Source organism: Gulosibacter chungangensis (genome assembly GCF_008831155.1).
Lineage (GTDB): Bacteria > Actinomycetota > Actinomycetes > Actinomycetales > Microbacteriaceae > Gulosibacter > Gulosibacter chungangensis.
Genome location: NZ_WBKB01000005.1, coordinates 106,252 through 132,656 on the forward strand (window position 1 = coordinate 106,252; position 26,405 = coordinate 132,656).

The 26,405-nt window shown below is 62.5% G+C and carries 22 protein-coding genes and 1 riboswitch; of the genes, 11 read left to right on the plus strand and 11 right to left on the minus strand.

The genetic code is table 11. The annotated features are described in order from the left end of the window. Positions 1–152 precede the first annotated feature (152 nt). Together F8O05_RS09115 and F8O05_RS09120 are read left to right on the plus strand one after the other, a co-directional pair. Positions 153–644, plus strand: coding sequence for a GyrI-like domain-containing protein (locus F8O05_RS09115; protein ID WP_158052423.1), 492 nt, complete (start codon positions 153–155; stop codon positions 642–644). 11 nt (positions 645–655) lie between these two features. Then, positions 656–1,147, plus strand: coding sequence for a GyrI-like domain-containing protein (locus F8O05_RS09120; RefSeq protein WP_158052424.1), 492 nt, complete (start codon positions 656–658; stop codon positions 1,145–1,147). Here F8O05_RS09120 and ribH read toward each other — a convergent pair. The 4 genes from ribH to ribD all read right to left on the minus strand — a co-directional run bounded on the left by ribH (position 1,144) and on the right by ribD (position 4,608). Further along, positions 1,144–1,620 (minus strand): 6,7-dimethyl-8-ribityllumazine synthase, encoded by a 477-nt coding sequence (ribH, locus tag F8O05_RS09125; RefSeq protein WP_158052425.1) that lies wholly within the window; start codon positions 1,618–1,620, stop codon positions 1,144–1,146. The genes F8O05_RS09120 and ribH overlap by 4 nt on opposite strands. An 80-nt stretch (positions 1,621–1,700) precedes the next feature. Next, positions 1,701–2,591 carry a 3,4-dihydroxy-2-butanone-4-phosphate synthase gene (gene ribB / locus F8O05_RS09130; RefSeq protein WP_158052426.1) on the minus strand — a complete coding sequence of 297 codons (891 nt, stop codon included), beginning with the start codon at positions 2,589–2,591 and terminating at the stop codon, positions 1,701–1,703. Beyond that, positions 2,588–3,358: a riboflavin synthase gene (locus F8O05_RS09135; protein ID WP_158052427.1), complete on the minus strand. Its 771-nt coding sequence runs from the start codon at positions 3,356–3,358 to the stop codon at positions 2,588–2,590. The genes ribB and F8O05_RS09135 overlap by 4 nt, the downstream gene beginning before the upstream one ends. Before the next feature lie 2 nt (positions 3,359–3,360). Beyond that, complete coding sequence (gene ribD, locus F8O05_RS09140; protein ID WP_225735821.1) at positions 3,361–4,608, minus strand: bifunctional diaminohydroxyphosphoribosylaminopyrimidine deaminase/5-amino-6-(5-phosphoribosylamino)uracil reductase RibD; 1,248 nt, start codon at positions 4,606–4,608, stop codon at positions 3,361–3,363. A gap of 104 nt (positions 4,609–4,712) precedes the next feature. Then, positions 4,713–4,861, minus strand: a riboswitch (FMN riboswitch). Positions 4,862–5,230: 369 nt separating this feature from the next. On the opposite strand from ribD, the gene F8O05_RS09145 reads away from it, so the two are divergent. Beyond that, a complete protein-coding gene (locus tag F8O05_RS09145; protein WP_158052428.1) occupies positions 5,231–7,753 on the plus strand; it encodes a DEAD/DEAH box helicase in 2,523 nt (840 codons plus the stop codon). A gap of 53 nt (positions 7,754–7,806) precedes the next feature. Here F8O05_RS09145 and F8O05_RS09150 read toward each other — a convergent pair whose 3' ends face one another. Beyond that, the gene (locus F8O05_RS09150) at positions 7,807–9,219 is read right to left on the minus strand and encodes a cation:dicarboxylate symporter family transporter (RefSeq protein ID WP_192497120.1); all 1,413 of its coding nucleotides are present in this window, start codon (positions 9,217–9,219) and stop codon (positions 7,807–7,809) included. Positions 9,220–9,524: 305 nt separating this feature from the next. Here F8O05_RS09150 and F8O05_RS09155 point away from each other — a divergent pair, with 305 nt between their 5' ends. Then, entirely contained in the window at positions 9,525–10,982 is a 1,458-nt protein-coding gene (locus F8O05_RS09155; RefSeq protein WP_192497111.1) for a sensor histidine kinase, read from the plus strand. After that, positions 10,979–11,677, plus strand: a complete 699-nt coding sequence (locus F8O05_RS09160; RefSeq protein WP_158052431.1) for a response regulator — start codon at positions 10,979–10,981, stop codon at positions 11,675–11,677. The genes F8O05_RS09155 and F8O05_RS09160 overlap by 4 nt, the downstream gene beginning before the upstream one ends. 182 nt (positions 11,678–11,859) lie before the next feature. Here F8O05_RS09160 and F8O05_RS09165 read toward each other — a convergent pair whose 3' ends face one another. The 3 genes from F8O05_RS09165 to F8O05_RS09175 all read right to left on the minus strand — a co-directional run bounded on the left by F8O05_RS09165 (position 11,860) and on the right by F8O05_RS09175 (position 16,005). Next, positions 11,860–13,485, minus strand: coding sequence for a solute symporter family protein (locus F8O05_RS09165; protein ID WP_192497112.1), 1,626 nt, complete (start codon positions 13,483–13,485; stop codon positions 11,860–11,862). Beyond that, positions 13,482–13,937, minus strand: coding sequence for a DUF485 domain-containing protein (locus tag F8O05_RS09170; RefSeq protein WP_158052432.1), 456 nt, complete (start codon positions 13,935–13,937; stop codon positions 13,482–13,484). Before F8O05_RS09170 ends, F8O05_RS09165 begins: the two co-directional genes overlap by 4 nt. A gap of 85 nt (positions 13,938–14,022) precedes the next feature. Continuing rightward, positions 14,023–16,005, minus strand: a complete 1,983-nt coding sequence (locus F8O05_RS09175) for an AMP-binding protein (protein WP_158052433.1) — start codon at positions 16,003–16,005, stop codon at positions 14,023–14,025. 180 nt (positions 16,006–16,185) lie between these two features. On the opposite strand from F8O05_RS09175, the gene F8O05_RS09180 reads away from it, so the two are divergent. The 5 genes from F8O05_RS09180 (at position 16,186) to F8O05_RS09200 (ending at position 21,750) form a co-directional block, all read left to right on the plus strand. Next, positions 16,186–17,112, plus strand: a complete 927-nt coding sequence (locus tag F8O05_RS09180; RefSeq protein ID WP_158052434.1) for a LuxR C-terminal-related transcriptional regulator — start codon at positions 16,186–16,188, stop codon at positions 17,110–17,112. A 162-nt stretch (positions 17,113–17,274) separates the two neighbouring features. Further along, positions 17,275–17,967, plus strand: coding sequence for a GntR family transcriptional regulator (locus F8O05_RS09185; protein ID WP_158052435.1), 693 nt, complete (start codon positions 17,275–17,277; stop codon positions 17,965–17,967). Positions 17,968–18,057: 90 nt separating this feature from the next. Continuing rightward, the gene (locus F8O05_RS09190; protein WP_158052570.1) at positions 18,058–19,593 is read left to right on the plus strand and encodes an MmgE/PrpD family protein; all 1,536 of its coding nucleotides are present in this window, start codon (positions 18,058–18,060) and stop codon (positions 19,591–19,593) included. Between the two features lie 45 nt (positions 19,594–19,638). Then, a complete protein-coding gene (gene prpB / locus F8O05_RS09195; RefSeq protein WP_158052436.1) occupies positions 19,639–20,550 on the plus strand; it encodes a methylisocitrate lyase in 912 nt (303 codons plus the stop codon). A gap of 72 nt (positions 20,551–20,622) precedes the next feature. Continuing rightward, entirely contained in the window at positions 20,623–21,750 is a 1,128-nt protein-coding gene (locus F8O05_RS09200; RefSeq protein WP_158052437.1) for a bifunctional 2-methylcitrate synthase/citrate synthase, read from the plus strand. A 94-nt stretch (positions 21,751–21,844) separates the two neighbouring features. Here F8O05_RS09200 and F8O05_RS09205 read toward each other — a convergent pair whose 3' ends face one another. Further along, positions 21,845–22,891, minus strand: a complete 1,047-nt coding sequence (locus F8O05_RS09205) for a TerC/Alx family metal homeostasis membrane protein (RefSeq protein WP_158052438.1) — start codon at positions 22,889–22,891, stop codon at positions 21,845–21,847. Between the two features lie 341 nt (positions 22,892–23,232). Next, positions 23,233–23,802, minus strand: a complete 570-nt coding sequence (locus tag F8O05_RS09210) for a histidine phosphatase family protein (RefSeq protein WP_158052439.1) — start codon at positions 23,800–23,802, stop codon at positions 23,233–23,235. A gap of 51 nt (positions 23,803–23,853) precedes the next feature. Here F8O05_RS09210 and ftsY point away from each other — a divergent pair, with 51 nt between their 5' ends. Continuing rightward, on the plus strand, positions 23,854–24,735 hold the full coding sequence (gene ftsY, locus F8O05_RS09215; protein WP_158052440.1) for a signal recognition particle-docking protein FtsY: 882 nt from the start codon (positions 23,854–23,856) through the stop codon (positions 24,733–24,735). A 140-nt stretch (positions 24,736–24,875) separates the two neighbouring features. Here ftsY and F8O05_RS09220 read toward each other — a convergent pair whose 3' ends face one another. After that, on the minus strand, positions 24,876–26,315 hold the full coding sequence (locus F8O05_RS09220) for an amino acid permease (RefSeq protein ID WP_158052441.1): 1,440 nt from the start codon (positions 26,313–26,315) through the stop codon (positions 24,876–24,878). Between the last annotated feature and the right edge of the window lie 90 nt (positions 26,316–26,405).

A 26,405-nucleotide genomic window follows, 5' to 3' on the forward strand; every position in this document is an offset into this window, starting at 1 on the left:
GAGAGAAAAGGGCCTTCCGGGGCCGAAGATAGCGGTGTGAAGAGTATTGCGGTGGCCGGTATCGCCGCGACCAGCAGTGCGATGAACAGCAGCACCGTGCAGAGCAGCAGTGAACAGGGCGTTTGACAGGCGCGTTTGACAAGGGAGTCAAAATGGCAGAACAGTTGGCGACGGCAATTGAATTCGTGCGGTTAAAGACGCAGCATACGGCCGTGGTTCGTGGCGAAGGAGTGCCGGTGGCGGACATGATCCGCTTTCTCGACTCGGCCTTCACGGTGCTGCGCGCGGCGGTGGATGCGGCGGCGATCGCTCCGGACGGTCCGGCGTACAGTCGATATGACACAGAGCTCGAGGGGGATGTGACCATCGAAGCGGGGATCCCTCTGCTCGCGGCGCTCGAGGAATCGCTTGAGTTCAACGGTGTGACGATAGAACCGGGGGAGCTACCCGGCGGCGAAGTCGCCCGCGTAACGCACGTGGGGCCGTATTCGGAGCTTGCGGATGTTTGGCAGGGGTTCCTTCGTGACCTTGAGGCCGCGGGGCGCACCCCACAGAAGCCGTACTGGGAGAGTTATCACGTCACGCCCGGCCCCGGCACGGATCCCTCGCGGCTGCGCACCGACCTCACTGCAGTGGTTGCCTAAGGAGTTGGCGTATGTCGCTTTCAGCAGTTGAATACCTTGAATTTCCGGGTTGCCCCACCGCGGTGATCCGGAGATCCGGCTTACCGGTGAGCGAAATGGCACCGTTTATGGACAGCTCTTTCGGCGCCCTCGGCGATGCCATTCAATCCGGAGTTTTTGCGCCCATAGGGCCAGCGTTCACGAGATACGACTCGGCCTTTGGCGAAACAGTCGACCTTGAAGTGGGGTTCGCGGTGGCCGAAGCGCTCACTCAAGACCATGTCTCGAATGGCGTCATCATCGTTGCTTCGGAACTGCCAGCCGGACACCTAGCGACAACAAAATACACCGGCGGTTATGACGGCCTCGGGGATGCGTGGGGCGAGTTTCTCGAGGCGGTCAAGACTGAAGGGTATGAAATATTGATGCCATATTGGGAAGCCTATGACACCGAGCCAACCCCCGACATGAACCCCGCGGACCTCATTACGGGACTCGCGACACTCGTTCGGAAAGCGGGTTAGCGCCAGTTCTCAAGCGCGCGCACGGTCGCAATCGCGGCCTGCGCGGCTTCGGCACCCTTGTCTTCGCTCGAACCCGGTAGCCCCGAGCGGTCGAGCGCTTGCTGCTCAGTGTCGCAAGTGAGGAGGCCAAAGCCAACTGGAATTCCGGTTTCCAGCGCAACCGAGTTGAGCCCGTCCGTGGCGGCAGTGCACACGAAGTCGAAGTGCGGAGTGCCACCCCGAATCACCACACCCAGCGCGACGATCGCGTCCGGAGCATCCTTGGAACGGGCAATCCGCGCCGCCGCAACCGACAGCTCAAAGGAGCCCGGCACTCGCACCACCGAGACCTCGCTGACATTTGCCTCGTTGAGCGCACGCTGGGTGCCCTCGACGAGCGCAGTCATGATCTGTTCGTGCCACTGCGCGGCAATCACCACGACGCGCAGTCCGTTGCCGTCGACCTGAATAGCGGGGGAGCCTTCTTTACTCACTGGGGTCCTTTGTTTGTGGGGATCTGTTTATGGGGTCTTGTTTATGGAGAGCGTTCGGGAGGTGTATCGGGAGCGTGACTTTAGTGCGCGACCAGCGCGGTTTCTGCCGCTGCAGGTGCCGCAGGGCCTGTACCGACATATGCGGTCTCTGCTGGACGCGCGACTACTGACGGATGTGGGGCTACGTCCGGACGTGCAGCTGCTGCCGGAGGCGCAGCCAGCGCATCGTTCTCGCGTCGCCAAGCGATGAGGTCACTAATGTGCAGAATCACGAGTCCCTCGGCTTCCGCAAACTGCTCTGCCTCGGGAAGCCGCATGACTTCACCCGAATCGTGCACGAGTTCCGCAATCGCCCCGACTTCGCCCGCACCTGCCAGGCGCACGAGGTCCGTCGCGGCTTCCGTGTGTCCGGGGCGAACGAGCACGCCACCGTCTACCGCGCGCAGCGGAATCACGTGACCCGGCCGGATAAGGTCCTCCGCGACCGCGTCAATATGTCCCAGAGTTCGCAGGGTGAGCGCCCGATCGGAGGCAGAAATACCAGTCGTGACGCCGACCGCCGCATCCACCGACACGGTGTACGCGGTGCGGAACGAATCCTGGTTATCAGGAACCATCAGCGGCAGGTCAAGCTGATCTGCGCGCTCGGTGGGCATCGGCGCGCAAAGGAACCCGGAAGAGTGGCGGATCGTCCAAGCGATCCAGCGAGGTTCGGCACGGTCGGCCGCGAGGATCGCATCCACTTCGTTTTCTCGGCTCGCGCTATCGGCGACAAGCACCGGACGGCCCGCACGGAGCTCCGCGAAGGCGCGTTCGAGCAGCGCGTTGGTGGCGTCGGCGGCTGTGCTCGTCGTGCCTGGGCTCGCCGTGACTGAGTTCACCGTCACTGAGTTCACCGTCACTGAGTTCACCGTGACTGGGCTCGCCGTGGCGGTGGTAGCGGCTTCGGCAGTAATTGGCGTGGTGTTCATCGGAGCATTCCTTCGGTTGCGATGGCCGCCTCGGCATTGAGGTGACCGGGGTGATTTAGGTGACCGGCCTGATTGAGCTGACCGGGCTGATTGAACTGACCAGGCTGACTGAGACGACTGGGGCGCGAGTCTTGCCGTAAGTGAGCGGGCTGGTAAGTGGATGTTTCGAAACGCGCTTCGAGCGCACGCTCGACGTATTTCGCAAGCACATCGACCTCGATATTGACGCGGTCGCCGGGCTGCAACGCCCCGATCGTGGTGGCTTCCGAAGTGGTGGGGATGATCGACACCCCAAACCCGGAAGCATCCACTTCGGTGACCGTGAGCGAAGTGCCATTGATAGAAATCGAACCCTTTTCGGCGATATATCGGGTCAGCGCAGGATCGATGCTGAAACGCAGGTCATCCCAGCGCTCGCCGGGCACCCGGACCTCAAGCGTTGCGATGCCGTCTACGTGGCCCTGCACGATGTGGCCGCCGAGCCGCGCATCCGCCCGCATGGCTCGTTCGAGATTGACGCGAGTTCCCGGCTCGAACTGAGCCAGGGTGCTGCGCTCGATCGTCTCCGGCATGACGTCGGCAGTGAACGATCCATCGGCGAAGAGATCGACGACGGTGAGGCAGACGCCGTTCACCGCGATCGAGTCGCCGGGGCGAGCATCCGCCGTGACGATGGATGCATTGACGGTGAGTACCGCGTCCGGCCGTTCTGGTGATTGTTCGAGGGCGAGAACGGTGCCGATCTCTTCGATGAGTCCGGTAAACATGTTTAGGCTCCAGGGTGCTTGGTGGTTGATGGCTGTGCGGGGAGTTTGACCGCGCGGATGAACGTGTCCTGCCCGAGACGGCGCACTTCCTCGGTGTGCCAGCGTTCGGCATCCGTGAGTGTTTCGATGCCGAATGGGTCCACGGCGCTTTTGCCGCTGCCGAGGATCATCGGGGCGAGATAGGTGTGGAGTTCGTCGACGAGGCCAACCTTGAGGAATGCGGCGGCCACACTCGCGCCGCCTTCGACGAGCACGTGGCGGATCTCGCGGTCGGCCAGAGCGGCGAGCGCTTCGGCCGGGTCGCGGGTAGCGAGGTGAAGGAACTCGTCTTCGTTGCCGCGCATCCGCGCATCCATCGGCACTTGCCGGTGACCGAGCGCAACCCGCAACGGCTGCTGGGGGAACGCCGTGCCGTCGGGATCCCGAGCGGTCAGCGAAGGATCATCGCTCAGGACCGTCCCGGTGCCGACCAGAATCGCGCCGACCTCCGACCTCGTGCGGTGCGCGTGCTCGCGTGCCGCGCTCGAGGTAATCCACTGGCTGGTGCCGTCTTCGGCCGCGATCTTGCCATCGAGCGTGGTCGCGAGCTTGAGCGTCACGAAGGGGCGGCCGAGACGGAGGGATGTTGCCCAGACGCGCACGACCTCGAAGGCTTCCTCGCGACCGACTCCCGATTCCACCCGGATGTCCCGGTCACGCAAGTACGTCGCGCCACCCGCAGCTTCGGGGTTCGGATCGTCGACCGCGTAGATCACCTCACGGATGCCCGCGGCGGCGAGCGCTTCCGTGCAGGGCCCGGTGCGACCGGTGTGCGAGCAGGGCTCGAGCGTTACGATGGCGGTTGCGCCGCGGAGTGGGTTGCCATTCGAAAGGCTTGCACGCTCTCGGGCGTCGCGGAGAGCATCCACTTCGGCGTGTGGTGTTCCGGCGCCCCGGTGGTATCCCTCGCCGAGAATCCGTCGCGGTCCGCCGTCGTCGGCAGCAAGGATTACGCAGCCAACTCGCGGGTTCGGGCCCGCCGCGGGACCCTGGTACGCGAGCTCAATTGCACGGCGCATCGCCGCAGCCACATCCGGGACGGTGCGTGCCGGAACCGGACCCGGGACCGTGCGAGTCGGATCCGTGGCCGCGGGTGTCAGCGCGGTGGCCGTAGGTGTCAGAACCGTGCGTGTTGAAACCGTGTCCGCGAGGAAAACAGCTGGTACGAAATCGTGCGTATGCACACCCGCGGTGGCGGTAGTGAGAGTCATGGGTGTCCTTCCGGTGCTGGAAATACACCGGGGGAGAAGAACACCAGTTCACGTTCGCCAAAATTCGGTGAACGTTCGCTGAGCCGCGACACTTAATCGTGCCGCGCATGCGCCTCCCATCCAGACTTTGACTGTCGGCTCTGGAATTCCACCAGATCAACGCTGCACTCGTTCGATACTTGGGTATCAATCTCGCGAAGCGGTCGCGGGCTATCACCGCCGGTTCGGACTTTCACCGACCCCGGAGCATGTTGCTGCGGTTACTGTAACCAGGTCCCACCGACGAACGCAATGGTGAATGTCGTTTCTTTACGCTGCGCCCGACTTCGCGCCGCCCCCCACCTCGCGCTGCCCCACCTCGCGCCGCGTCGGCCCGCCCCTCCTCGCGCCGCGCTGCCCCACGCTGAGTAAGTACCCATCGACGAATCTCCTGCCGAGCTTCACTTAATCCGTCGATGGATGCTGTTTTGGCGGCCTGCGGGAGCATCGAGTGACGAGTTGGTTGTGGGGTTTCAGTTGATCCGTCGATGGATGCTGTTTTGGTTGGCTGGGGGAGCATCGAGTGACGAGTTAGCGGCGGCGCAGGTGTGGGTTCGTGGCGATGTGGGAGGATCGAGAGGACATGTCTGACGCCGCGCCCAAGAGCATCCCTTCGCTATCCGATCTCATCCCGACGCTCGTCGACCCCGACGCTCCGTACGATCCCGACCACGCGTACGAGGCGATCCTCGAGTGGACGAGCGCTCGCGGAGTGAACCTCTACGACGCGCAAGACGAGGCGATCATCCATCTCGTTTCGGGCGCGAACGTGATTCTCGCAACCCCAACCGGCACCGGCAAGTCGCTCGTGGCGATCGCAGCGCACGCAATCGAACTCGCCCGCGGCGGTCGCACTTACTACACAGCGCCAATTAAAGCCCTGGTCAGCGAAAAATTCTTCAGCTTGGTTGAGATTTTCGGTGCCGAGCGGGTGGGGATGGTCACCGGCGATAGCTCGGTGAACCCGGATGCGCCGATCATCTGCTGCACGGCCGAGATTCTCGCGAATAAGGCGCTCCGTGAGGGTGCGGATGCGGATGTCGACCAGGTCGTGATGGACGAGTTCCACTATTACGGCGACCCGCAGCGCGGCTCAGCTTGGCAGATTCCGCTACTGCTGCTGCCGAAAGCACAATTCCTGTTGATGTCAGCCACGCTCGGTGACACCAAAGCACTCCGCGAAGACCTTACCCGCCGCACGAACCGCGCCACCGAACTGGTCGAAGGCGCGACCAGGCCGGTGCCGCTGAGCTTCCACTATGTGCTCACACCAGTACACGAAACCGTCGAGAAGCTCATCGAAGACGATGAAGCGCCGATCTACATCGTCCACTTCTCACAGGCCGCAGCGGTGGAGCGCGCGCAAGCGATCTCAAGCATCAAGGTTGCGAGCCGCGAGCACCGCGACAAGATTGTTGAGACGATCGGGGATTTCCGCTTCACCACCACCTTTGGCAAGACCCTCGGTCGCTACCTCCGGCAGGGCATCGGTGTGCACCACGCCGGGATGCTGCCGCGCTACCGTCGCCTCGTCGAGCAGCTCGCACAGCGGGGACTGCTCAAGGTGATTTGCGGTACCGACACCCTCGGCGTCGGTATCAACGTGCCCATTAGATCGGTGCTGATCACCGCGCTCAGTAAGTTCGACGGGCAGCGGATGCGGCACCTCAGCGCGCGCGAATTCCACCAGATCGCGGGTCGGGCGGGCCGCGCGGGTTATGACGATCACGGCACGGTGATCGTTGAGGGCCCCGAGCACGTGGTCGAATACGAGCACGCCCTCACAAAGGCTGCGGGTGATCCGAAGAAGCAGCGCAAGATCACCAAGAAGCAGCCGCCGAAGGGCTTCGTGAATTGGACCGAAGCGACCTTCGACCGCATCGTGGCTGCCGAGCCCGAGCCGCTCACGAGCCACATGGAAATGACTTCCGCCACGCTCATCAACGTGATCGCGCGCGGGGGAGACGTCATTCAGAACATCCGCGATCTGTGTTTCGACAATCACGAGCCACGGCCGCGGAAATTCCAACTCGCCCGCCGCGCGCTCGAGATTGGCCGCACCCTGCTTGATGCGGGGATTGTGGAAGATGTCGACGGTCAGGTCCAGCTCACGATTGACTTGCAGGCGAACTTCGCCCTCAACCAGCCGCTCTCACCCTTCGCGCTCGCGATGCTCGACGTGCTCGACCCAGAATCCGATGACTATCCGCTGGATGTGGTGAGCGTTATCGAAGCGACTCTCGACGATCCCCGCCCGGTGCTGCGCGCCCAGGAGCACAAGGCTCGCGGCGAGGCGATTGCCGAGATGAAGGCCGATGGTATCGATTACGACGAGCGGATGGACCGGGTCGAGCAGATCTCCTGGCCGAAGCCGCTCGAGGAACTACTCGAGCAGAGCTACGAGATGTTCGCGCAGTCCCAGCCCTGGGTGCGCGACTTCGAGCTGTCGCCGAAAAAGGTTGTCCGCGACATGTTCGAGCGGGGCCTGAGCTTTGCCGAATATGTGGCCTTCTACGAACTCGGACGCTCCGAAGGCGTGGTGCTGCGCTATCTCTCCGACGCCTATCGCGCGCTGCGCCAGACCGTGCCCTCGGATGCCCGCACTGACGCCTTCATGGATGTGCTCGAGTGGCTCGGCGAGCTCGTGCGGCAAATCGACTCGAGCCTCGTCGACGAGTGGGCCGACTTGGTCGCACCGGTGGATGCACAGGGCGAGCCAGTCCTGCCGCCGGCACCAAAGAGCGTGGTCCAGAATGTGCGCGCGTTCACGGTGCTCGTGCGCAACGAACTGTGGCGGCGTGTGCACCTCGCGGCCCTCGAGAAAGACGAGGAACTCGGAAGCCTCGACCCCGCGATCGACTGGCCGAGCATCCTCGACGATTACTACGACGAGTACGAGGACATCCAGATCGATGGTGCCGCGCGCTCACCGCAGTATTGCCGGATCGATAAGTCGCGCGAGGCGGCTGGATTCTGGGATGCCGAGCAGACGCTTCTTGACCCCGAAGGCGACAACGCCTGGCGCATCCGTGCCGAAGTCGATCTGAACGAATCGGCGGCGAATGGCCAGGCGGCGCTGCGGGTGACTGAGGTCGTGCGGCTTTAGCGCTGACGTTGGCTGCTGGTGCGGCCTGCTCGCAAGCCGCACCAGGCAAGGCGCTAGGAGACGGTTACTTTCTCGCGGTTTGAGCCAGCTGCAGCCTCGGTCGGACCAGTCTGAGCCGTGTTGTCCTGAACCGAATCAGCCTGAGCCGAGCCAGTCTGAGCATCCTCAGCCTTAGCAGCCATCTCGGTAGCATCCTCGATCTCATCAGCCGCATCATCGTCGGCCACATCGTGGTCGCCATCGAGAGTGCTCTCGTCGAAGGGAATCTCGCCGGCGAGCACGGCCTTGACCCGATCGCGGTCGACCTGCTTGGTCCAGGTGCCGATCAGGAGCGTAGCGATCGCGTTGCCACTGAAGTTCGTGAGGGCACGTCCTTCCGACATGAATCGGTCGATACCGACGATCACGCCGACGCCTCCGACGAGCTCGGGGCGGTAGGCTTGGAGACCCGCGGCGAGCGTCGCGAGGCCCGCACCGGTGACACCGGCAGCACCCTTCGAGGCGATGATCATGAAGACCAACAGACCAATCTGCTCGCTGATCGACATGGGCTGGCCCATCCCGGTGGCGATGAACAGCGATGCCATCGTGAGGTAGATCGCGGTGCCATCAAGGTTGAAGGAGTACCCGGTCGGAACGGTGATGCCGACCACGGGCTTCGAGACTCCGAGGTGTTCCATCTTCGCGATCAGTCGCGGCAGGGCTGACTCCGAAGAGCTCGTGCCGACGATCAACAGGTATTCGCGACCGAGGTACTTCATCAGGCTAAAGACATTCACACGGGTGACGGCGTACAACAGGATCCCGAGCATGACCACCACAAACAGGATGCAGGTGATGTAGAACGCGACCATCAGCAGACCGAGGCTCCAGATCGCGGCGATGCCGGTCTTGCCAACCACGGCGGCGATTGCGCCGAAGGCACCGATTGGTGCGAGCCACAGGATCATGCCGAGCACGCGGAAGACGAGCAGCTGACCGTACTTGACCGCACGCATGATGGGCTTACCGCGCTTACCGAGCGCCTGCAGCGCGAAGCCAGTCAACAGTGCCACGAACAGTACCTGCAGTACGTTGTCGCCGGTGAGCGGCGAGAAGAACGTGGTCGGAATGATGCCGAGCAGGAAATCAGTGGTGGTCGCGGCTTCGCCGGTCGTTTCGTACGTCGACGATGACATGTCGAGACCCTCACCCGGGTGGATGATGTTGCCCACGACGAGGCCGATCGCCAGCGCAATCGTTGACATTGCCATGAAGTAGCCGAGCGCGAGGCCACCGATCTTGCCGACCGTCGCGGCCTGCGCGATCGAACCGACACCGACGACGATCGTGCAGAAGATGATCGGCGCAATCATCATCTTGATGAGCGCCACGAAGCCCTTACCGAGCGGTTCGAGAGCGACCGCGAAGTCGGGCACGAGAAGACCGACGACCGCACCAAGCACGACGGCGAAGATCACCGACATGTACAGCCACGTGTGCTTGTCCCAGCCCTTGCGAGGCTTCCCACGCTTCGAGAGGGGGACAGTAGTTACTTCAGTGTTCTTGGCGCCGGACCTGTTTTCAGGACCACTTCCGGGATTGTTTGCCGAGTTGCTGACGAGAGTCATCATTGCCTCCGAGTTGGTGACGGCTTCGCAACCGTCGCATGCTCTTTCGTGGCGGGCCATTGCCACGCGTTCGTAGACATACGATGCTGGAGTCAGACGCGGAAGTCAGGCTTGTGGTCATATTGTTCGTGACCACAATTGCCGCGACCGGGAGGAACGCCATGGCCGCCACCCACACTCGAAGAAGTGCCGCCTCGGGCGTCTTCCTGATCATCGTGATCGCGGTCTTTCTCTTGTCGGCAGCGCTGTTCGCCCTGTTGGTTTCGATGGGTCGCCTGCACGCGAGCGAAAAAGCTGAGGACGTTACCGAAGCGGTTTCGGTCACGCTCGCCGATCTTGAGTTGGTGCAGGATGCGATGCTCAGCGACAATCCAACGGCGATTCTGCAGCCGGTCACGCAGCAAATCGTTGACCACAGTGACGTCGACTTCATCACGATCATGACCCCGGAAGGTGTGCGGGTCACGCATCCAATTCCAGAAGAGATCGGCCAGCAGTACACGGGCGTGATTCCCGAGGAGCCGACCATTGCCGTGGGCACCTTCATGGGGCAGCTCGGCGAATCGTTGCGCACGATCGTGCCGATTCAGGTGGATGGTGAAGTGGTCGGCTGGGTCGCGACCGGGCAGACCCTCGTGACGATTTCAGAGGAGGCGCTCAAGCAGTTACCGATCAGTATCGTCGCGTTCGTGGTGCTGCTCGCCTTCGGGATCTTGGTCGCCGTTCTCGCGCGGCGGATGATCTGGAAGCTCGCCGGGGACCTCCCGGCGAGCGAGATTCGCAGCACCATCACCGCGCGCGAGTCGATTCGCACGCTCTCGGATGCGTTGCGTTCGCAGACACACGAGTACCGCAATCGGATGCACACGGCAGTCGGTCTGCTGGAACTCGAACGTAGCTCGGAGGCGGTTCAGCTGCTGACTCAAACCGAACAGCAGAGCCAGTTCTTGCTCGATTTCGTGGATGCACACGACCGGCTCGATCCGGCTATCATTTCGCTGCTCCTCGGCAAAGCATCGCAAGCGAAAGAGCGCGGCATCGAGTGGTCAATGGAGGTCGCCCCGGATACTCCGCGCAGCGTCCTCGGCGCCGTCGACTGCGTCGCGGTGGTCGGCAATATTCTCGATAACGCGATGGATGCTGCGATGGATTCTGCGACGAGTACAGTCGCGAACGATACAGCGGCGACCGGTACAGTGACGACCGGTGCGGCAGTGACAGACACAGTGGCGACCGGCACCGAGGCCCCTTGGGTCGAAGTTTCGCTGCATGCGAGCGTCAGCGGTGACCTCGAAATTGTGGTGATGGATAGCGGCGACGGGATTCCGGAGGATCTGCGCGAGCGGGTGTTGGACCCCGGGTTCTCGACCAAACCCGCGGGTAGCGCGGGCAGGGGAGTGGGACTCGCGCTCGTCACCCAAGTTCTTGCCGGGGTCGGCGGCGAACTCGAACTCGCAACGGAACTCCCGATGACTGTCACGGTTCGGATTCCGGCGGCGAGAGCGCCAGGCCCGGGAACTACAGGCATTGGAACGTCAAGCATTGCAACTTCGAACGTCGCAAATTCAGGCACGGGAACGTCAACTGCGGCAAGCTCAGAGACGGGAGATGCCTCATGATCGGTGTGCTGATCGTCGATGACGAAGCGATGAGCCGCGAACTCCACCGCACGTATCTCGAACGGCTCGACGGCTTCGAAGTGGTCGCCGAGGCAGCCGGCGCGAGGACGGCGCTCGCGAAGATCTTCGACCCGAATCTCCGCGACCGCATCCAGCTCATCCTGCTCGATATGACGATGCCTGACGGCTCCGGGCTGGATGTGCTGCGGCAGATCCGCGCAAAGCGGCTCACGACCGACGTGATTCCGGTATCCGGTGTGCGCGATGCGGACACGGTGCGCCGGGTGCTGTCCCACGGCGCGGTGCACTACCTCGTAAAGCCCTTCACCTTCGCGGTCTTCCGCGAGCGACTCGAGCAATATCGCGAGTACCGCGAAAAGCTCGATATCGCAAAGGACGAACCCACGCAGTCGGACATCGATGCGCTCATCGGGGCACTGCGGCCTGGAGGTTCCGCAAAGCCGGGGGAAGAGCTGCCCAAGGGCCTCTCGCCCGATTCGCTCGAGCGGGTGCGCGCTGCGATTCGCGAGCGTGGTGCGCTCACCGCGGCGGAGGCAGCAGAACTGGTGGGGATGTCACGGGTCACCACTCGGCGCTACCTCGAATATCTGCAGAGCCTGGGGCGAGTTGAACGGGTATCTCGCTACGGCACCGGCGGCAGGCCGATTTCGGAATATCGCTGGCGAGAAATATAGGCGGAGCCCGCTGGCGGGACACATAAACAGCGCCCAATGGAGGGATACACCGGCAGAGGCTGCTGGCGGGATGCATAAGCAGGTGGGCACCCGCCGAAGCGAGTGCCCACCTGAGATACAACCGAAGCCAGGTCTCGAAGCCAGGGCTCGCGGCCAGGGGTCGAGGCCAGGGTGCCGAAGCGCTAGTGTTCCACCGCCGCTTCAGCGCCGTGACCGGTCAGCGAACGCACCTCCATCTCGGCCGCGAGCGCAGCGTCCTCGGCTCGCTTCGAGGTGACCGATCCCAGCCAGCCGAATAGGAAACCGAGTGGAATCGAGATGATGCCGGGGTTCGCGAGCGGGAAGATCGCGAAGTCCACACCCGCACCGAGTAGTGAGGTCTCCGAGCCCGATACCACCGGTGAGAAAGCGATCAGCACGAGTGCTGAGATGAGCCCGCCGTACATGCTCAATACCGCGCCGCGAGTGTTGAACTTCTTCCAATACAGCGAGTAGATGATCGTCGGCAGGTTCGCGGAGGCTGCGACCGCGAAGGCAAGCGCCACGAGGAAGGCAATGTTCTGCCCTTGCACACCGATACCACCGACAATCGCGACGATGCCGAGCACCACCACGGTGATCTTGCCGACACGAACCTCCGTTTCGGGAGAGGCCTTACCCTTCTTAATCACACTGCCGTAGATATCGTGGGCGAAGGATGCCGCTGCCGTCAGGGCGAGGCCAGCCACCACCGCGAGGATGGTCGCGAAGGCGATCGCGGAGACTACGCCCATGAGGATCGGGCCGCCGAGTTTGAGGGCGAGCAACGGTGCGGCGGAGTTCACCCCACCGGGAGCGCCCAGGATAGTTTCCTGTCCGACCAGTGCCGCGGCACCGTAGCCCATCACGAGTGCGAAGAGGAAGAACGCACCGATCAACCAGATTGCCCAGACCACAGACTTGCGGGCTTCCTTTGCGGTGGGCACCGTGTAGAAGCGCATCAGCACGTGGGGCAGCCCCGCAGTACCCAGCACGAGCGCAAGGCCGAGCGAAATGAAGTCGAGTTCCTTTCCGCCGTATTGCAGACCCGGCGCAAGCATCGCCGCACCCTGTTCGGATGCCGCCACGGCGTGCTCGAGGACGCTGGAAAAGTTGAAGCCGTGTAGTCCCAGTACCCAGACGGTCATGATCAGCGCCGCACCGACCAGCAGCCAGGCCTTGATGATCTGAACCCAGGTGGTGCCCTTCATCCCGCCGATGAGGACGTAGACGATCATCAGCACTCCGACCACGGCGACGACCACGCTCTGCCCGACCTTATTGTCAATTCCGAGCAATAGCGAGACCAGTCCGCCTGCGCCTGCCATTTGCGCGAGCAGGTAGAAGAAGCACACCGCGAGGGTCGTGGTGGCGGCGGCCATTCGCACCGGCCGCTGCTGCAGCCGGAAGGAGAGTACATCGGCCATCGTGAACTTTCCGGTGTTTCGCATTAGCTCAGCAACGAGCAGTAGCGCCACGAGCCAGGCGACGAGGAAGCCAATCGAGTAGAGGAAGCCGTCGTAACCGTTGATCGCAATAGCACCGGTTACGCCGAGAAAGGATGCGGCCGACAGGTAGTCACCCGAGATCGCGAAGCCGTTCTGGGTGCCGGAGAAGGAACGGCCACCGGCGTAATAGTCCGCCGCGGACTGGTTCCTACGACTGACGCGCACCACGATGAACAGTGTGATGGCGACGAACGCGATGAAGATGGAGATATTGAGGATCGGGTTGTTTTCGATCGTGTCGACGGCAGCGACAATTGGTGCGGTCAGCTGTTCGAGATTCATGCGCGATCTGTTCCTTCGGTTTCAAGCACGCTCGGGACGGCCGAACCGGCCGAATTCGCGGATCGTGTCGACACTGCTGGGATAGGGGTACCGGCTTCGATCGCAGCGAGTTGTTCGCGCAGTGCCTGGGCTTGCGGATCGAGTTTCGCGTTGGCAAAGCGGACGTACCACATGGTGATCGTAAAGGTGGTCAGGAACTGGGCAAGTCCGAGCAGCAATCCGAGGTTGATGGTCCCGACAATAGGGGTCGCCATGAACTGCGGCGCATAGGCCGCGAGCAGGACGAAGGCGAAGTACCAGGCCAAGAAGAACACGGCCATCGGGAAGACGAATGAGCGCTGACGTTTCCGCAACTGCTGGAATTGGGGCTCCTGATCGAATTTCAGGTAGTCAACGGTATGAGTGATATTAGTCTCGGCGCCGTGTGGGGTCGCCGAATTTACGTCATGCATGAGGCCTCCTTGCCGCATGGTGGGACGGATGGTGTTGGGTTGCTCGGCTGGGCGGGTGCCCAGCCGAGCAGTGTGCAGGTGAGTATTAGCTTGCGATTTGGGTCACGATGGCGCCGGTGTGGGCGACATCCGGGTCGGCGGGTCCGAGCGCAACGATTTCGTCCAGCGTCGAGCGGTCTTCGATCGTTGCCGGAACCTTGACGTCCTCGCCATCGAGGATCTGTCGGATGGTCTTGCGCAGTACCTTGCCTGAGCGGGTCTTCGGTAGGCGGGAGACGATCGCGACATCACGGAAGGCCGCGACCGGCCCGATCGTCTCGCGAACGTGAGCGATGAGTGAGCGCTGCAGCGCATCCTCGGCCACCTCAACACCGTGTTTGAGGGTCACGACCCCGTAAGCCCGATGGCCCTTGAGATTGTCCCGGACCCCGACCACGGCCGCCTCGGCGACGGCCTCGTGTTGACCGAGGGATTCCTCAATCGCACCGGCGGAGATGCGGTGGCCCGCGACATTGATGACGTCATCGGTGCGCCCCATGATAAACACGTAGCCGTCCTTGTCGACATAGCCCGAGTCACCGGTCGAGTAGTGCCCGGGGAATTCGGCCAAATACGAGCTGTGGAAACGCTCGGGCGCACCCCACACGGTCTTGAGGTATCCCGGTGGCAATGGCAGCTTGAGGGCGATATTGCCTTCGACGCCCGGTTCGGTGATCTCGGTGCCGTCGGCATCGAGGATGCGAAGGTCTACCCCCGGGCAAGGCACGGTCGAGGAACCCGGCTTGGTTTCGAGCAGCTCGATGCCGCGCGGGTTCGCGGTGATGGCCCAACCGGTTTCGGTCTGCCACCAGTGGTCGATCACCGGGCAGTGCAAACCGTCATTGGCCCAGTGGTAGGTCTCGGTGTCGAGGCGTTCGCCGGCGAGGAAGAGCGCCTCGAGCGAGCTGATGTCATAACGATCGGCACCCTCGAGTTCTGGATCTTCACGGCGAATTGAGCGCAGCGCGGTCGGTGCGGTGAACAGCACCTTCACACCGTATTGTTCGACGACCCGGAAGAAAGCCCCCGCATCCGGAGTGCCGACGGGTTTGCCCTCGTAGATCACCGTGGTGGCGCCAGCGAGCAGGGGCGCGTACACGATATAGCTATGGCCAACGACCCAGCCCACATCGGATGCCGACCAGAACACATCCCCGGGCTTGATCCCGTAGATCTGCCCCATCGAACGGGTGAGGGCGACCGCGTGACCGCCGGTGTCGCGCACGATGCCCTTGGGGTTTCCAGTCGTGCCCGAGGTGTAAAGAATATAGGCGGGATGCGTGGCCTCGACCGGAACCGGAGCCACCGGCTCGGCCTGCTGTTCGGCTTCCTTCCAGTCGAGATATCGAACCTCGCCACCTTGATAGTCGGCGGCGGAGCCCGGAATGAGATCGCGATCAGCCACGATCACGGTCTGCACGCTGCCATTGGATGCTTTCAGCGCCCGGTCGACAATCGGCAGGTATTCGACCACGCGCTTGGGCTCGAGACCGCCTGAAGTCGTCACGATCACCTTCGGCGAAGCATCGTCGATACGCACCGCAAGCTCATTCGCGGCGAAACCACCGAAGACCACCGAGTGGATAGCGCCGATGCGGGCGCAGGCAAGCATCGAAATGATTGCCTCGGGAATCATCGGCAAGTAGATCAGCACGCGGTCGCCCTTTTCTACGCCGGATGCGCGCAGCACTCCAGCGAAGCGGGCCACGTGCTCCTGCAGTTCGGCGTAGGAAATCCTTGACTGGGTGCCGGTCATTGCCGAGTCGTAGATGATCGCGGTGCGGTCGCCGTGACCGGCGAGCACGTGGCGGTCCACCGCGTTATACGAAGTGTTAAGCATCCCATCGGGGAACCACTCCCACTCGGTATCAGAGTGGCGGTGGATCGCACGGGTGGGCTTGCGGTCCCAGTCAATCAGTTCGGCCGAGTCAAGCCAGAACTGCTCGGGGTTGGTTATGCTCCGTTGCCAAATCTCGGCGTAGGCATCGGTGCGAACCGGCGCATTCGGGTTCAGAGAGTGAATCGTCATGAGTGTTCTCCTCGGTTTCCACGCGTCTTTGCGGGGTGCGGCAAACCTGAAGCACTTCGCTGTGCCAGGTGTTATGGTTCACGCTACGAACCACCTCAAAGTCGAGGTACCCCCGAAAGTTGGTATCGCCTCGGTGCTAGAAATACCGCAGCGAAACACACCAATGGAGCGAGCCCCGCAATGTCACGACGCGCCCCGCGATCCGAATACGAACTCCTCGAAGCTGCCCTCACCGAGCTTGGTCACATGGGCTCTTTCCCGCTGGTCTTTGGCGGGCTCACGAGTGGGGACGGCCTTCGGGTGTCTTCGCTTCGCGGCAATGAAACCGGTTCCCTTGCCGGCCTGCATGTCGTGCAGCGCCGTGGCTTGGGCGGCCAGGCACTGAGCGAAATGCGGCCGCGGCTCGCGAGCGATTACCGCACCGCCCGCCACATCACCCACGATTATGACCATGAGGTACTCGCTGAGGGGGTTACGGCCCTCTTGGCCGTGCCGGTGATGATCGACGGCAATGTGCGCGGGATGCTCTACGGCGCCGAACGCGAGGGCGTAAGTGCTGGTAATCGCTCGGTGGATGCGGTGGTCCGGGTCGCTGCCTGGTTGCAGGAGCAGCTTCGGGCCAGAGATGAGGCCGAGCGTGAGCGACTGCGACTCGAACTTCGAAAGACCATGCCAGCGCAGGGAAGTGTGGCGGCGCGCGCATCCGAAGCGAAGCTCAGTCCGACCGAACTGCCTCCCGAAAAACTCGAGGAGTTGCGCGCGAGCTATGCCGAGCTTCGTGCGATCACCGCATCCTTGAGCGACCCGGAATTGATCGATCGGATGCGCCAGGTGGAGGCGCGGCTGGCCGCGATCTCACAGTTGAAGCAGCATGGGGAGGCCGCTGGGCAGATCACTCGGGAGGAAGCCTGGGGGCAGCTTTCACCGCGCGAAATAGATGTGCTCGGCTACGTGGCGATCGGGCTCAACAATGGCGAGATCGCCATCGAACTCGCGCTCGCGGAATCCACCATCAAGAGTTATCTCGCCGCGGCCATGCGCAAGCTGGGTCAGCGCACCCGGTTCGGTGCCGCGACCGAAGCGCGCCGACTCGGGCTGATTCCCTAGCTCGCGGGAGCTGCCTGGACGGCGCTGTCCGACCTCCGCACATCCTTGGTGTATCCACAGAGTGGGTCAATTCCGGGTTGCAATTCCAAATTCAGCCGCTAATGTATACATAAAGCTAATGTATACATAAGCGTGGGTATCGTTCGGGTCAATGGAGGATTCATGCGAGCAAGCGATAGGGCGTACGCGGCACTGCGTGACGAGATCCTTTCCGGCGAGCTCGCGCCCGGCACGGCACTGGCTGAAGTCGAGCAGTCCACCCGCCTCGGCGTAAGCCGCACCCCGATCCGTGAGGCATTCTCCCGCCTGACCTCCGAAGGGCTACTGACCTCGAAATCACCGCGCGTGCTCGTGGTCACCGAACTTTCGCCCGATCGCATCCGCTCGCTCTACGAGCTGCGCTCGGCCCTCGAAACCAGTGCCGCCGCACTTGCCGCACAACGACGCGATCCGCACACTTTCGCTGAGCTTCGCGCGCAACTCGCGGCCGCACCCGAACTGCTCGATCAGGCGTCTTCGGGCGCCAAAGATGACGCGATCGCGCGCTACTACGAGATTGTGGATGCGCTCGACCTCGCCATCGAAGACGCGGTCGCGAACCCCTACGTCACGAACGCCCTCGCGAGTGCCCGGCTGCACTCCTCACTCGTACGCCGACTCGCCCAGCATGATTCCGAAAGGCTTCGCGCTGCCGCCAGGGAACACCTCCTCGTGGTCGACGCGATCATCGTCGGCGACGCCGACCTGGCCGCGGCCGCGATCAAGATCCACCTGCACAACAGTCTCGAAAGTGCGCTCGCGCACATCGGAGATGACCAACCCGCAGCGGAACCAGCTCCCGCGCTGACTCGATAACACCACTCGCCAAACGGCAGCCAGCCGAACCGAAGACACACCGAACAGATAGGACCGACTCCCATGGCACAGAAAGTTGACGCTCGCCCAATGAAGCAACACGAAGTTCGCACCTACAAGTCCGAAGAGAACCTCGCCCGCGAAGACCAGCTCGCGTGGAAGATCGCTCAGGTCGCAACCGACCCCGTCGAGGTGACCGAAGAAGTTACCGACATGGTGATCAACCGCGTGATCGACAACGCTTCGGTGGCCGCCGCATCCCTCAACCGTGCCCCGATCGTGGCCGCACGCGGACAGGCCACCTCCCACCCCGCATCCAAGCACGGTGAAGGTGCGACCATCTTCGGTCTTGCCGAGGCCGAGCGCACGAGCCCCGAATGGGCCGCCTGGGTGAACGGCGTTGCTGTTCGCGAACTCGACTTCCACGACACCTTCCTCGCTGCCGACTACTCGCACCCCGGCGACAACATCCCCTCGATCGTTGCGGTTGCACAGCACGCGGCGAAGTCCAAGGGACTGACCGGAAACGAACTCGTGCGTGGTATCGCCACCGGCTACGAGATTCAGGTCGACCTCGTGAAGGCCATCTGCCTGCACGAGCACAAGATTGACCACGTCGCCCACCTCGGCCCTTCGGCTGCAGCCGGTATCGGTACCCTCCTCGGTCTCGACACCGAAACCATCTTCCAGGCCGTCGGCCAGGCGCTCCACACCACCACCGCCACCCGCCAGTCGCGCAAGGGTGAGATCTCCACCTGGAAGGCCCACGCCCCGGCCTTCGCTGGCAAGATGGCTGTCGAAGCGGTAGACCGCGCGATGCGTGGCCAGACGAGCCCCACCCCGATCTACGAGGGTGAAGACGGCTTCATTGCGTGGCTGCTCAGCGGCCCGACCGCTCGCTACTCGGTGCCGCTGCCGGAGCAGGGCGAAGCCAAGCGCGCGATCCTCGACACCTACACCAAGGAGCACTCAGCCGAGTACCAGGCCCAGGCCTGGATCGACCTCGCGCGTAAGCTCCACCGCGAGCACCCCGAGCTCGTGCAGCACCCCGAGAGCATCAAGTCGGTGCTGATCAAGACCTCGCACCACACCCACTACGTAATCGGCTCGGGTGCGAACGACCCGCAGAAGTACGACCCCACCGCCTCGCGCGAGACGCTCGACCACTCGATTCCGTTCATCTTCACGGTCGCGCTGCAGGACGGTGCCTGGCACCACGTTGATTCCTACTCGCCTGAGCGTGCCGGTCGCCCGGACACGGTCGAGCTGTGGCAGAAGGTCACCACGGTGGAAGACGCCGAATGGACCCGACGCTACCACTCGCTCGACATCTCGGAGAAGGCATTTGGTGGCGCAGTCGAGATCGAACTGAACGACGGCACCGTGATCCGCGATGAGATTGCCGTGGCTGACGCGCACCCGCTCGGCGCCCGCCCCTTCGCCCGTGAGCAGTACATCGAGAAGTTCCGCACCCTCGCCACCGACATCCTCGGTGAGGCTGAGGTCAACCGCTTCCTCGACGTCGCCCAGCGCCTGCCGGAGCTCAAGGCTGAAGAGCTCGGCCAGCTCAACATCGTGGCAGCCGAGGGCCTGCTCATCCCGAGTCCGAACACCGGACTCTTCTAAGTCGCGCAAGCGGTCACGTTTCGAGGACAACGCAGAAAGAGAATTATGCTCTACGCCAAGAACACTCCGGCCCAGAAGCGGGCGAACCTCCGCCAGCAACTCGTCAGTGGCGAACTGCTGCGCTTCCCGGGTGCCTTCAACCCGCTATCGGCGCGCATGATCGAAGACAAGGGCTTCGAAGGCGTCTACATTTCGGGCGCGGTGCTCGCAGCCGACCTGGGGCTTCCCGACATCGGCCTCACCACTCTCAGTGAGGTCGCCGGTCGCGGCAAGCAAATCGCCCGGATGACCGACTTGCCTGCGATTATCGACGCCGACACCGGCTTCGGTGAGCCGATGAACGTGGCCCGCACAGTACAGGAACTCGAGGATGCTGGCCTGGCCGGCTGCCACATCGAGGATCAGATCAACCCCAAGCGCTGCGGTCACCTCGACGGCAAGCAGGTGGTCGACTCGGCGACCGCGACTAAGCGCATCCGTGCCGCTGTCGATGCGCGCCGTGATGAGAACTTCCTCATCATGGCCCGCACCGACATTCGCGCCGCCGAAGGCCTCGACGCTGCCCTCGACCGTGCGAAGGAGCTCGTGGATGCGGGTGCCGACGCGATCTTCCCGGAAGCGATGCGCACACTCGAGGAGTTCGAAGCCATGCGCAATGCGGTGGATGTGCCGCTATTGGCAAACATGACCGAATTCGGTAAGAGCGAGCTGTTCTCAGTGGATGAGCTGCGCAACGTCGGGATGAATCTCGTAATCTGGCCGGTATCGATGCTGCGTATCTCGATGGGTGCCACCGGGCGCGCGCTCGATGAAATCAATGAGGTTGGTCACCTGCGTGACAAGCTCGGTGAGATGCAGCACCGCGCTGACCTGTACGAACTGCTCGACTATGAGGCGTATAACCACTTCGACACATCCGTATTCAATTTCCGCGTCGAGCGCGAGCCCATCGGCTAGCGAGCGACCGCAGACCGCCAACTACGCAGACCGTCAACTACAACGCTGTAGCTAGAAAGATTGGAATTCCACATGGAAGAGAAGGAAATCTATAAGGGCCTCGCCGGTGTTCCGGTGGACTACACCGCGATCTCGAAGGTGAACCCCGAGACCAACTCGTTGCTCTACCGCGGGTACCCGGTTCAGGAACTCGCCGCACACTGCAGCTTTGAAGAAGTGGCGTGGCTGCTTTGGTACGGCGAGCTCCCCACCGAGGAGGAACTCGCAGCATTCACCGCGGAGGAGCGTAAGGGTCGTGCGCTTAGCCCCACGCTCAAGGGCATCATCGACTCGCTGCCGAAGAGTGCCCACCCGATGGATGTCGTACGCACGGCAGTCTCGGTGATCGGTGCGAATGACCCCGAGACCGAGACGAACACGGAGGAATCAAACCTCGCGAAGTCCAAGCGCCTGTTCGCGGCCCTCCCCGCAGTGGTTGCGTATGACCAGCGTCGCCGTCACGGTCTGGATGTTGTCGAGCCGCGGGAAGACCTCGACTACTCGCAGAACTTCCTTTGGATGAGCTTCGGCGAGGAAGCGGCACCCGAGGTCGTGGATGCTTTCCGCGTCTCGATGGTGCTGTACGCCGAGCACTCCTTCAACGCATCCACCTTCACCGCACGAGTGATTGCCTCGACCACCTCCGACCTCTACAGTGCGGTCACCGGTGCCATCGGCGCGCTCAAGGGTGCCTTGCACGGTGGTGCGAACGAAGCGGTCATGCACACCTTCGCTGAAATCGGTAGCGCCGAGAACGTCAAGCCCTGGCTCGACGACGCCCTCGCTCAGAAGAAGAAGATCATGGGCTTCGGCCACCGTGTCTACAAAAACGGTGACTCGCGCGTACCCACCATGCAGGCTGCGATGGAGCGCATGATTGAGCACTACGGACGCCAGGACATGCTCGACCTCTACCGCACGATGGCCGAGGAGTTTGTCGCGCGCAAGGGCATCCACCCGAACCTCGACTACCCGGCGGGCCCGACCTATCACCTGATGGGCTTCGACACCCCGACCTTCACGCCGCTGTTCGTGGCCTCGCGCGTGACCGGTTGGACCGCGCACATCATGGAACAGAACGCCGCCAACGCGCTCATCCGCCCGCTGTCGGTGTACAACGGCGTGGACCAGCGCGTCGTGCCGGTGCGGGTGAACTCCTAGTCACCCGCTAGCCAGCCGCTAGTCTCCGCGCAATAACAAAGCCCGGTCCGCAGCAAGTTTGCTGCGGACCGGGCTTTGTTATTGGATGCGCGGACTAGGCTTCGTCGGTTGTCTCCTTGGCGCCCAGCTCGGCCTCGGTCTTCGACGACTCATCCTCATCCTCATCGTCATCATCGTGGTGCGAGGAATAGATTAGCGAGGTGACGGTCGCGATGACGAGCACACCCATGATGAACACGAGCGAGAACCAGGTTGGGATTTCCGGTGCCCAGAGGATCGGTTCGCCGCCGTTGAGCCAGGACAGCTCGTTCACGTGCATCGCGTGGAAGACGAGCTTCACACCAATGAAGCCGAGGATGAACGCGATACCGAGGTCGAGGAAGACCAGGCGGGTGAGCAGCGCATCCAGCAGGAAGTACATTTGCCGCAGCCCCAGCAGCGCGAAGGCATTCGCCATGAAGACGAGGTACGGCTCCTGGGTGATACCGAAGATCGCCGGAATCGAGTCGAGCGCGAAGAGAATATCGGTCATCCCGAGCGCGACCACGACGATGGTTAGGGGAGTGGCGAGCTTCTTACCGGCCTCGACAATCGTCCACTTATCGCCGTTGTAGTGCTCGGAAGAAGGGATGATCTTGCCCAGTTTCGAGACCCATTTCGGCATCTCTGGGTCGGAGTCATCGAAGGACTCCACAAACTGGCGAATCGCCATGAACAGCAGCCAGGCACCGAAGATATAGAACACCCACGACAGCTCATTGAGCACCCAGGCACCCGCGATGATGAACACCGTGCGGAACACCAAGGCCATCGCGATACCGATGAGCAGGACTTTTTGCTGGGCGATCTTGGGGACTTTGAAGCCCGTCATGATCATCAGGAAGACGAAGAGGTTATCGACGGAGAGCGCCTTCTCAGTGGCGTAACCGGCGATGAAATCACCGCCGTGGTCCCAGCCCCAGAACCAACCGACGCCGACCATGAAGACGACGGCAATTACGACATAGAACAGCGTCCACAAGCCAGATTCTTTGATGGACGGCACGTGTGCGTGCTTGACGTGGGAATAGAAATCAAAGAAGAAGAAGCCGACGATTACGGCAACGCTGATGATCCAGACCCAAAGATCGACATGACCCATTGACTTAGCCTCCAGGGTTCACAAAAACTCTGAAGGTCTCTTCCGCCGCGGCTGCGGCCGACGCTCCCGGGTCGGAACTTAGGTGTCCGAGGCCGTGATGACGAGAACGTCGCGAGAGGAATACTCCCCTTCACCATCCGCAAGGTTACACGTAGATAACGAAGATGGCACATTCACTTTCAAACACTGTGGCACATCACAGCTGGAATCGGGCGGCGGACATACTGAGGATTGGACTTCGCGCGGGTGATTCGACCACGGGTGGTTCAGCCGCGATCGATTCAGCCGCGAGTGAGTCGACCTGGCGCGATTCAGCGTGGGCCGGTTCAGTGCGGGCCGGTTCAGCGCGGGTAGTGGCGGTACCCGTTCGCGGAGCGCACCGCGAAGCCGCGTGGCGAATCGGCATCACTCTCCAATACCGACAGCGCGACATTGGAAATATGCGGTGCCTGCCAGTCCAGCAGCTGATCCAACACGAATCGGATCACGGTGCCGTGCGAGAGCGCCAGCACATTGTCGTTCGGGTAGCGAGTGGCGATCTCGGTGAGCGCCTCGAAGGCTCGCTCGACCACCGCATCCACCGGCTCGACACTGGGATGCTCGAGCGAGGTTCTGCTGCCATCTGGCCGGTAGACATGCTGGCCCTCGAGTTCGCCGAAGCTGCGCTCGGCGAGATTCGGGATGAGCTCGGGTTCGTCGAGGCCCAGTTCTGCGGCAATGAGCTCACCGGTGTGGCGGGCGCGGGTGAGGGGCGAGGCAACCATCCTGGTCCAGTCGCTGCCGCGCAGCAGTCGCCCGGCGTCGGCCGCCTGCTCGACGCCGCGCTCATTGAGGGGAATGTCCGTTGCACCCTGCAACTTCATTTGAGCATTCCAGTCAGTTTCTCCGTGCCGAATCAGGCCGATGCGCATGGTTCCTGCCGTTCAAGATTGAAGTGATTGGTCATCCCGTACCCTAATGGCATGGCGGAACGTAAATCCTGGTCACTCGGTGGCGCACTTCGAAACATGTTCGGTCGGCAGACGATTGACGAGTCGACCTGGGAGGACCTCGAGGATGCGTTGCTCTCGGCCGACTTCGGGCCGACGATCACCGATGAGGTGATTGAAGAGCTTCGTGAGCAGGTTTCGCGCTTCAACACGACCGACCCGCGGGACCTCAAGCGCATGCTGCGCGAGGTCATTGAAGAGCGGCTCTCGAAGTTTGACACCACGCTGAACCTTTCGGCCCGCCCCGCGGTTACCCTGATGGTGGGCGTGAACGGGGTGGGGAAGACCACCACGATTGGCAAGTTCGCGCGCTTCCTGCGGAACTTCAATCGCTCCGTCGTCGTGGGAGCCGCCGACACCTTCCGTGCCGCTGCCGTGGAACAGCTCGATACCTGGGCGATGCGCGCGGATGTGCGCATTGTCCGACCGCAACAGTACGGTCAGGACCCTGCCTCGGTCGCCTATCAGACCGTTGAGGTGGCGATGAACGAGGGCTTCGAGATGGTCATCATCGATACCGCGGGGCGCCTGCAGACGAAGGCCGGGCTGATGGATGAACTCACCAAGATTCACCGCGTGGTCGAAAAGCTCACGCCGGTAAGTGAGGTGCTGCTGGTGCTGGATGCGACCACCGGCCAGAACGGGGTCTCGCAGGCCGAAGCCTTTATTGAACACGCCGGGGTGACAGGCCTCGTGATCACGAAACTCGACGGCTCGGCCAAGGGCGGATTCGTGCTTTCGGTGCAGGAACGTACGGGCTTGCCGATCAAACTCATCGGCACCGGCGAGGGCATCAACGATCTCACCGGTTTCACTCCGCACGTCTTCGCCGAGCAGCTGCTCGCCGACGCGTAACCCTCTGCTCATTGAGTAGCGGCGTAGCCGCGTAGTACTCACGCTCATTGAGTAGCGGCGTAGCCGCGTATCGAAATGACACAACAGCGGGGCGGATCGTAGTAATCGATCCGCCCCGCTGTCATCTGCCGCAATCAGCGCTACTGCTGCTCGACAACCGTCGTCATGGGCTGACCGAACTTACCGGTCTTCTTGAGGTTGCGGCGGACCAGCGGCCACACCGCAATCAACACGATGACCGAGATGAGGCTCGTCCACACCTGCGCCTGCGTTGACGGCCCACTCAGAAGCATGATCACTACGATGCCGGCAACTGCGGCAATCGTGAGGTACGCCAGCCACGGGTGTAGCCACATCGGGAGCTTCAGGTTCGCCTGCTCCTCCTGAGTCATGCGGTTGCGAAGGCGCACCTGCGTGAGCGCGATGAACACGTAGACAAACAGCGCCACCAGACCCGAGGAGTTCATGATGAAGTCAAAGATGCCGCTGTTCGGGAAGATGAAGCTTACGAGCACGGCCGCAAAACCACCGAGCGTGGATGCGATCACCGCGGCAACGGGGACACCGTTGGTGGAGGTCTTCGCGAAGGCCTTCGGTGCAAAACCACGGCCCGCGAGCGAGGCGAACATGCGCGAGGCCGAGTAGATGCCGGAGTTCAGCACCGAGAGTACAGCCGTCAGGATGACTGCGGTCATGATGAAGTCGGCGCCCGGGATCCCATACTGCGAGAACAGGAACGCGAAGGGTCCCTGCACGTCGGGGTCGGGCAGGGCATTCCACGGCACGATCGCGACGATGAGGAGGACCGAACCTAAGTAGAACAGCAGGATGCGCCAGATGATGGTGTTGGTTGCCTGGCGAACGCCGCGGGCTGGGTCTTCCGATTCCGCGGCAGCCATCACGGCAATCTCGGTACCGAAGTACGAGAAGATCACAATCGCGACTCCCGAGAGGATCGGCCACACCCCGTTGGGCGCGAAGCCCCCAACATCCCACAGGTGGCTGATACCGGGAGTCGAATTCGGCCAAGCGCCGAAGACAAAGAGCGCACCCACGGCGATGAAGACGAGGATCGCGGCCACCTTGACGCTTGCGAGCCAGAATTCGACCTCACCGAAGGAGCGCACCGAGATGAGGTTCGTGGCGATGAAGATCACGAGCAGTGCCACCGCGAACACCCACGCGGGTACTGCCGGGAACCACCCGTGAAAAATCGCTCCGCCAATGACCGCTTCGTAGGCAATAACACCGACCCAGAAGTACCAGTACAGCCAGCCGACGAGATAGCCGGCCCATTCGCCGAGACCGGTTCTGGCGTATTCCATGAAGGAACCGATCGAGGGGCGCGTGGTCGCCATTTCGCCGAGCATCCGCATCGCGAACATGACGAGCAGGCCGCCGATGGCGTAGGAGATGAGAGCAGCGGGACCGACTTGCGAGATGACGTTGGCGGAGCCTACAAACAGGCTCGAGCCGATGATCCCGCCGAGGGTGATCATCGTCACGTGTCGGTTGCGAAGTTTTTTGGTTTTCTTGGTCGGTTGAGCAGCGGTGCTCACCGGCGCGGTATCTGTTGACATATCTTTCCGGATTGCGCGCTCGATGGCGCTGATACAGGGTGACCCTCTGCGTGAGGGCACGCCTGTGTGCAATCCACATCGCGGTGGTTT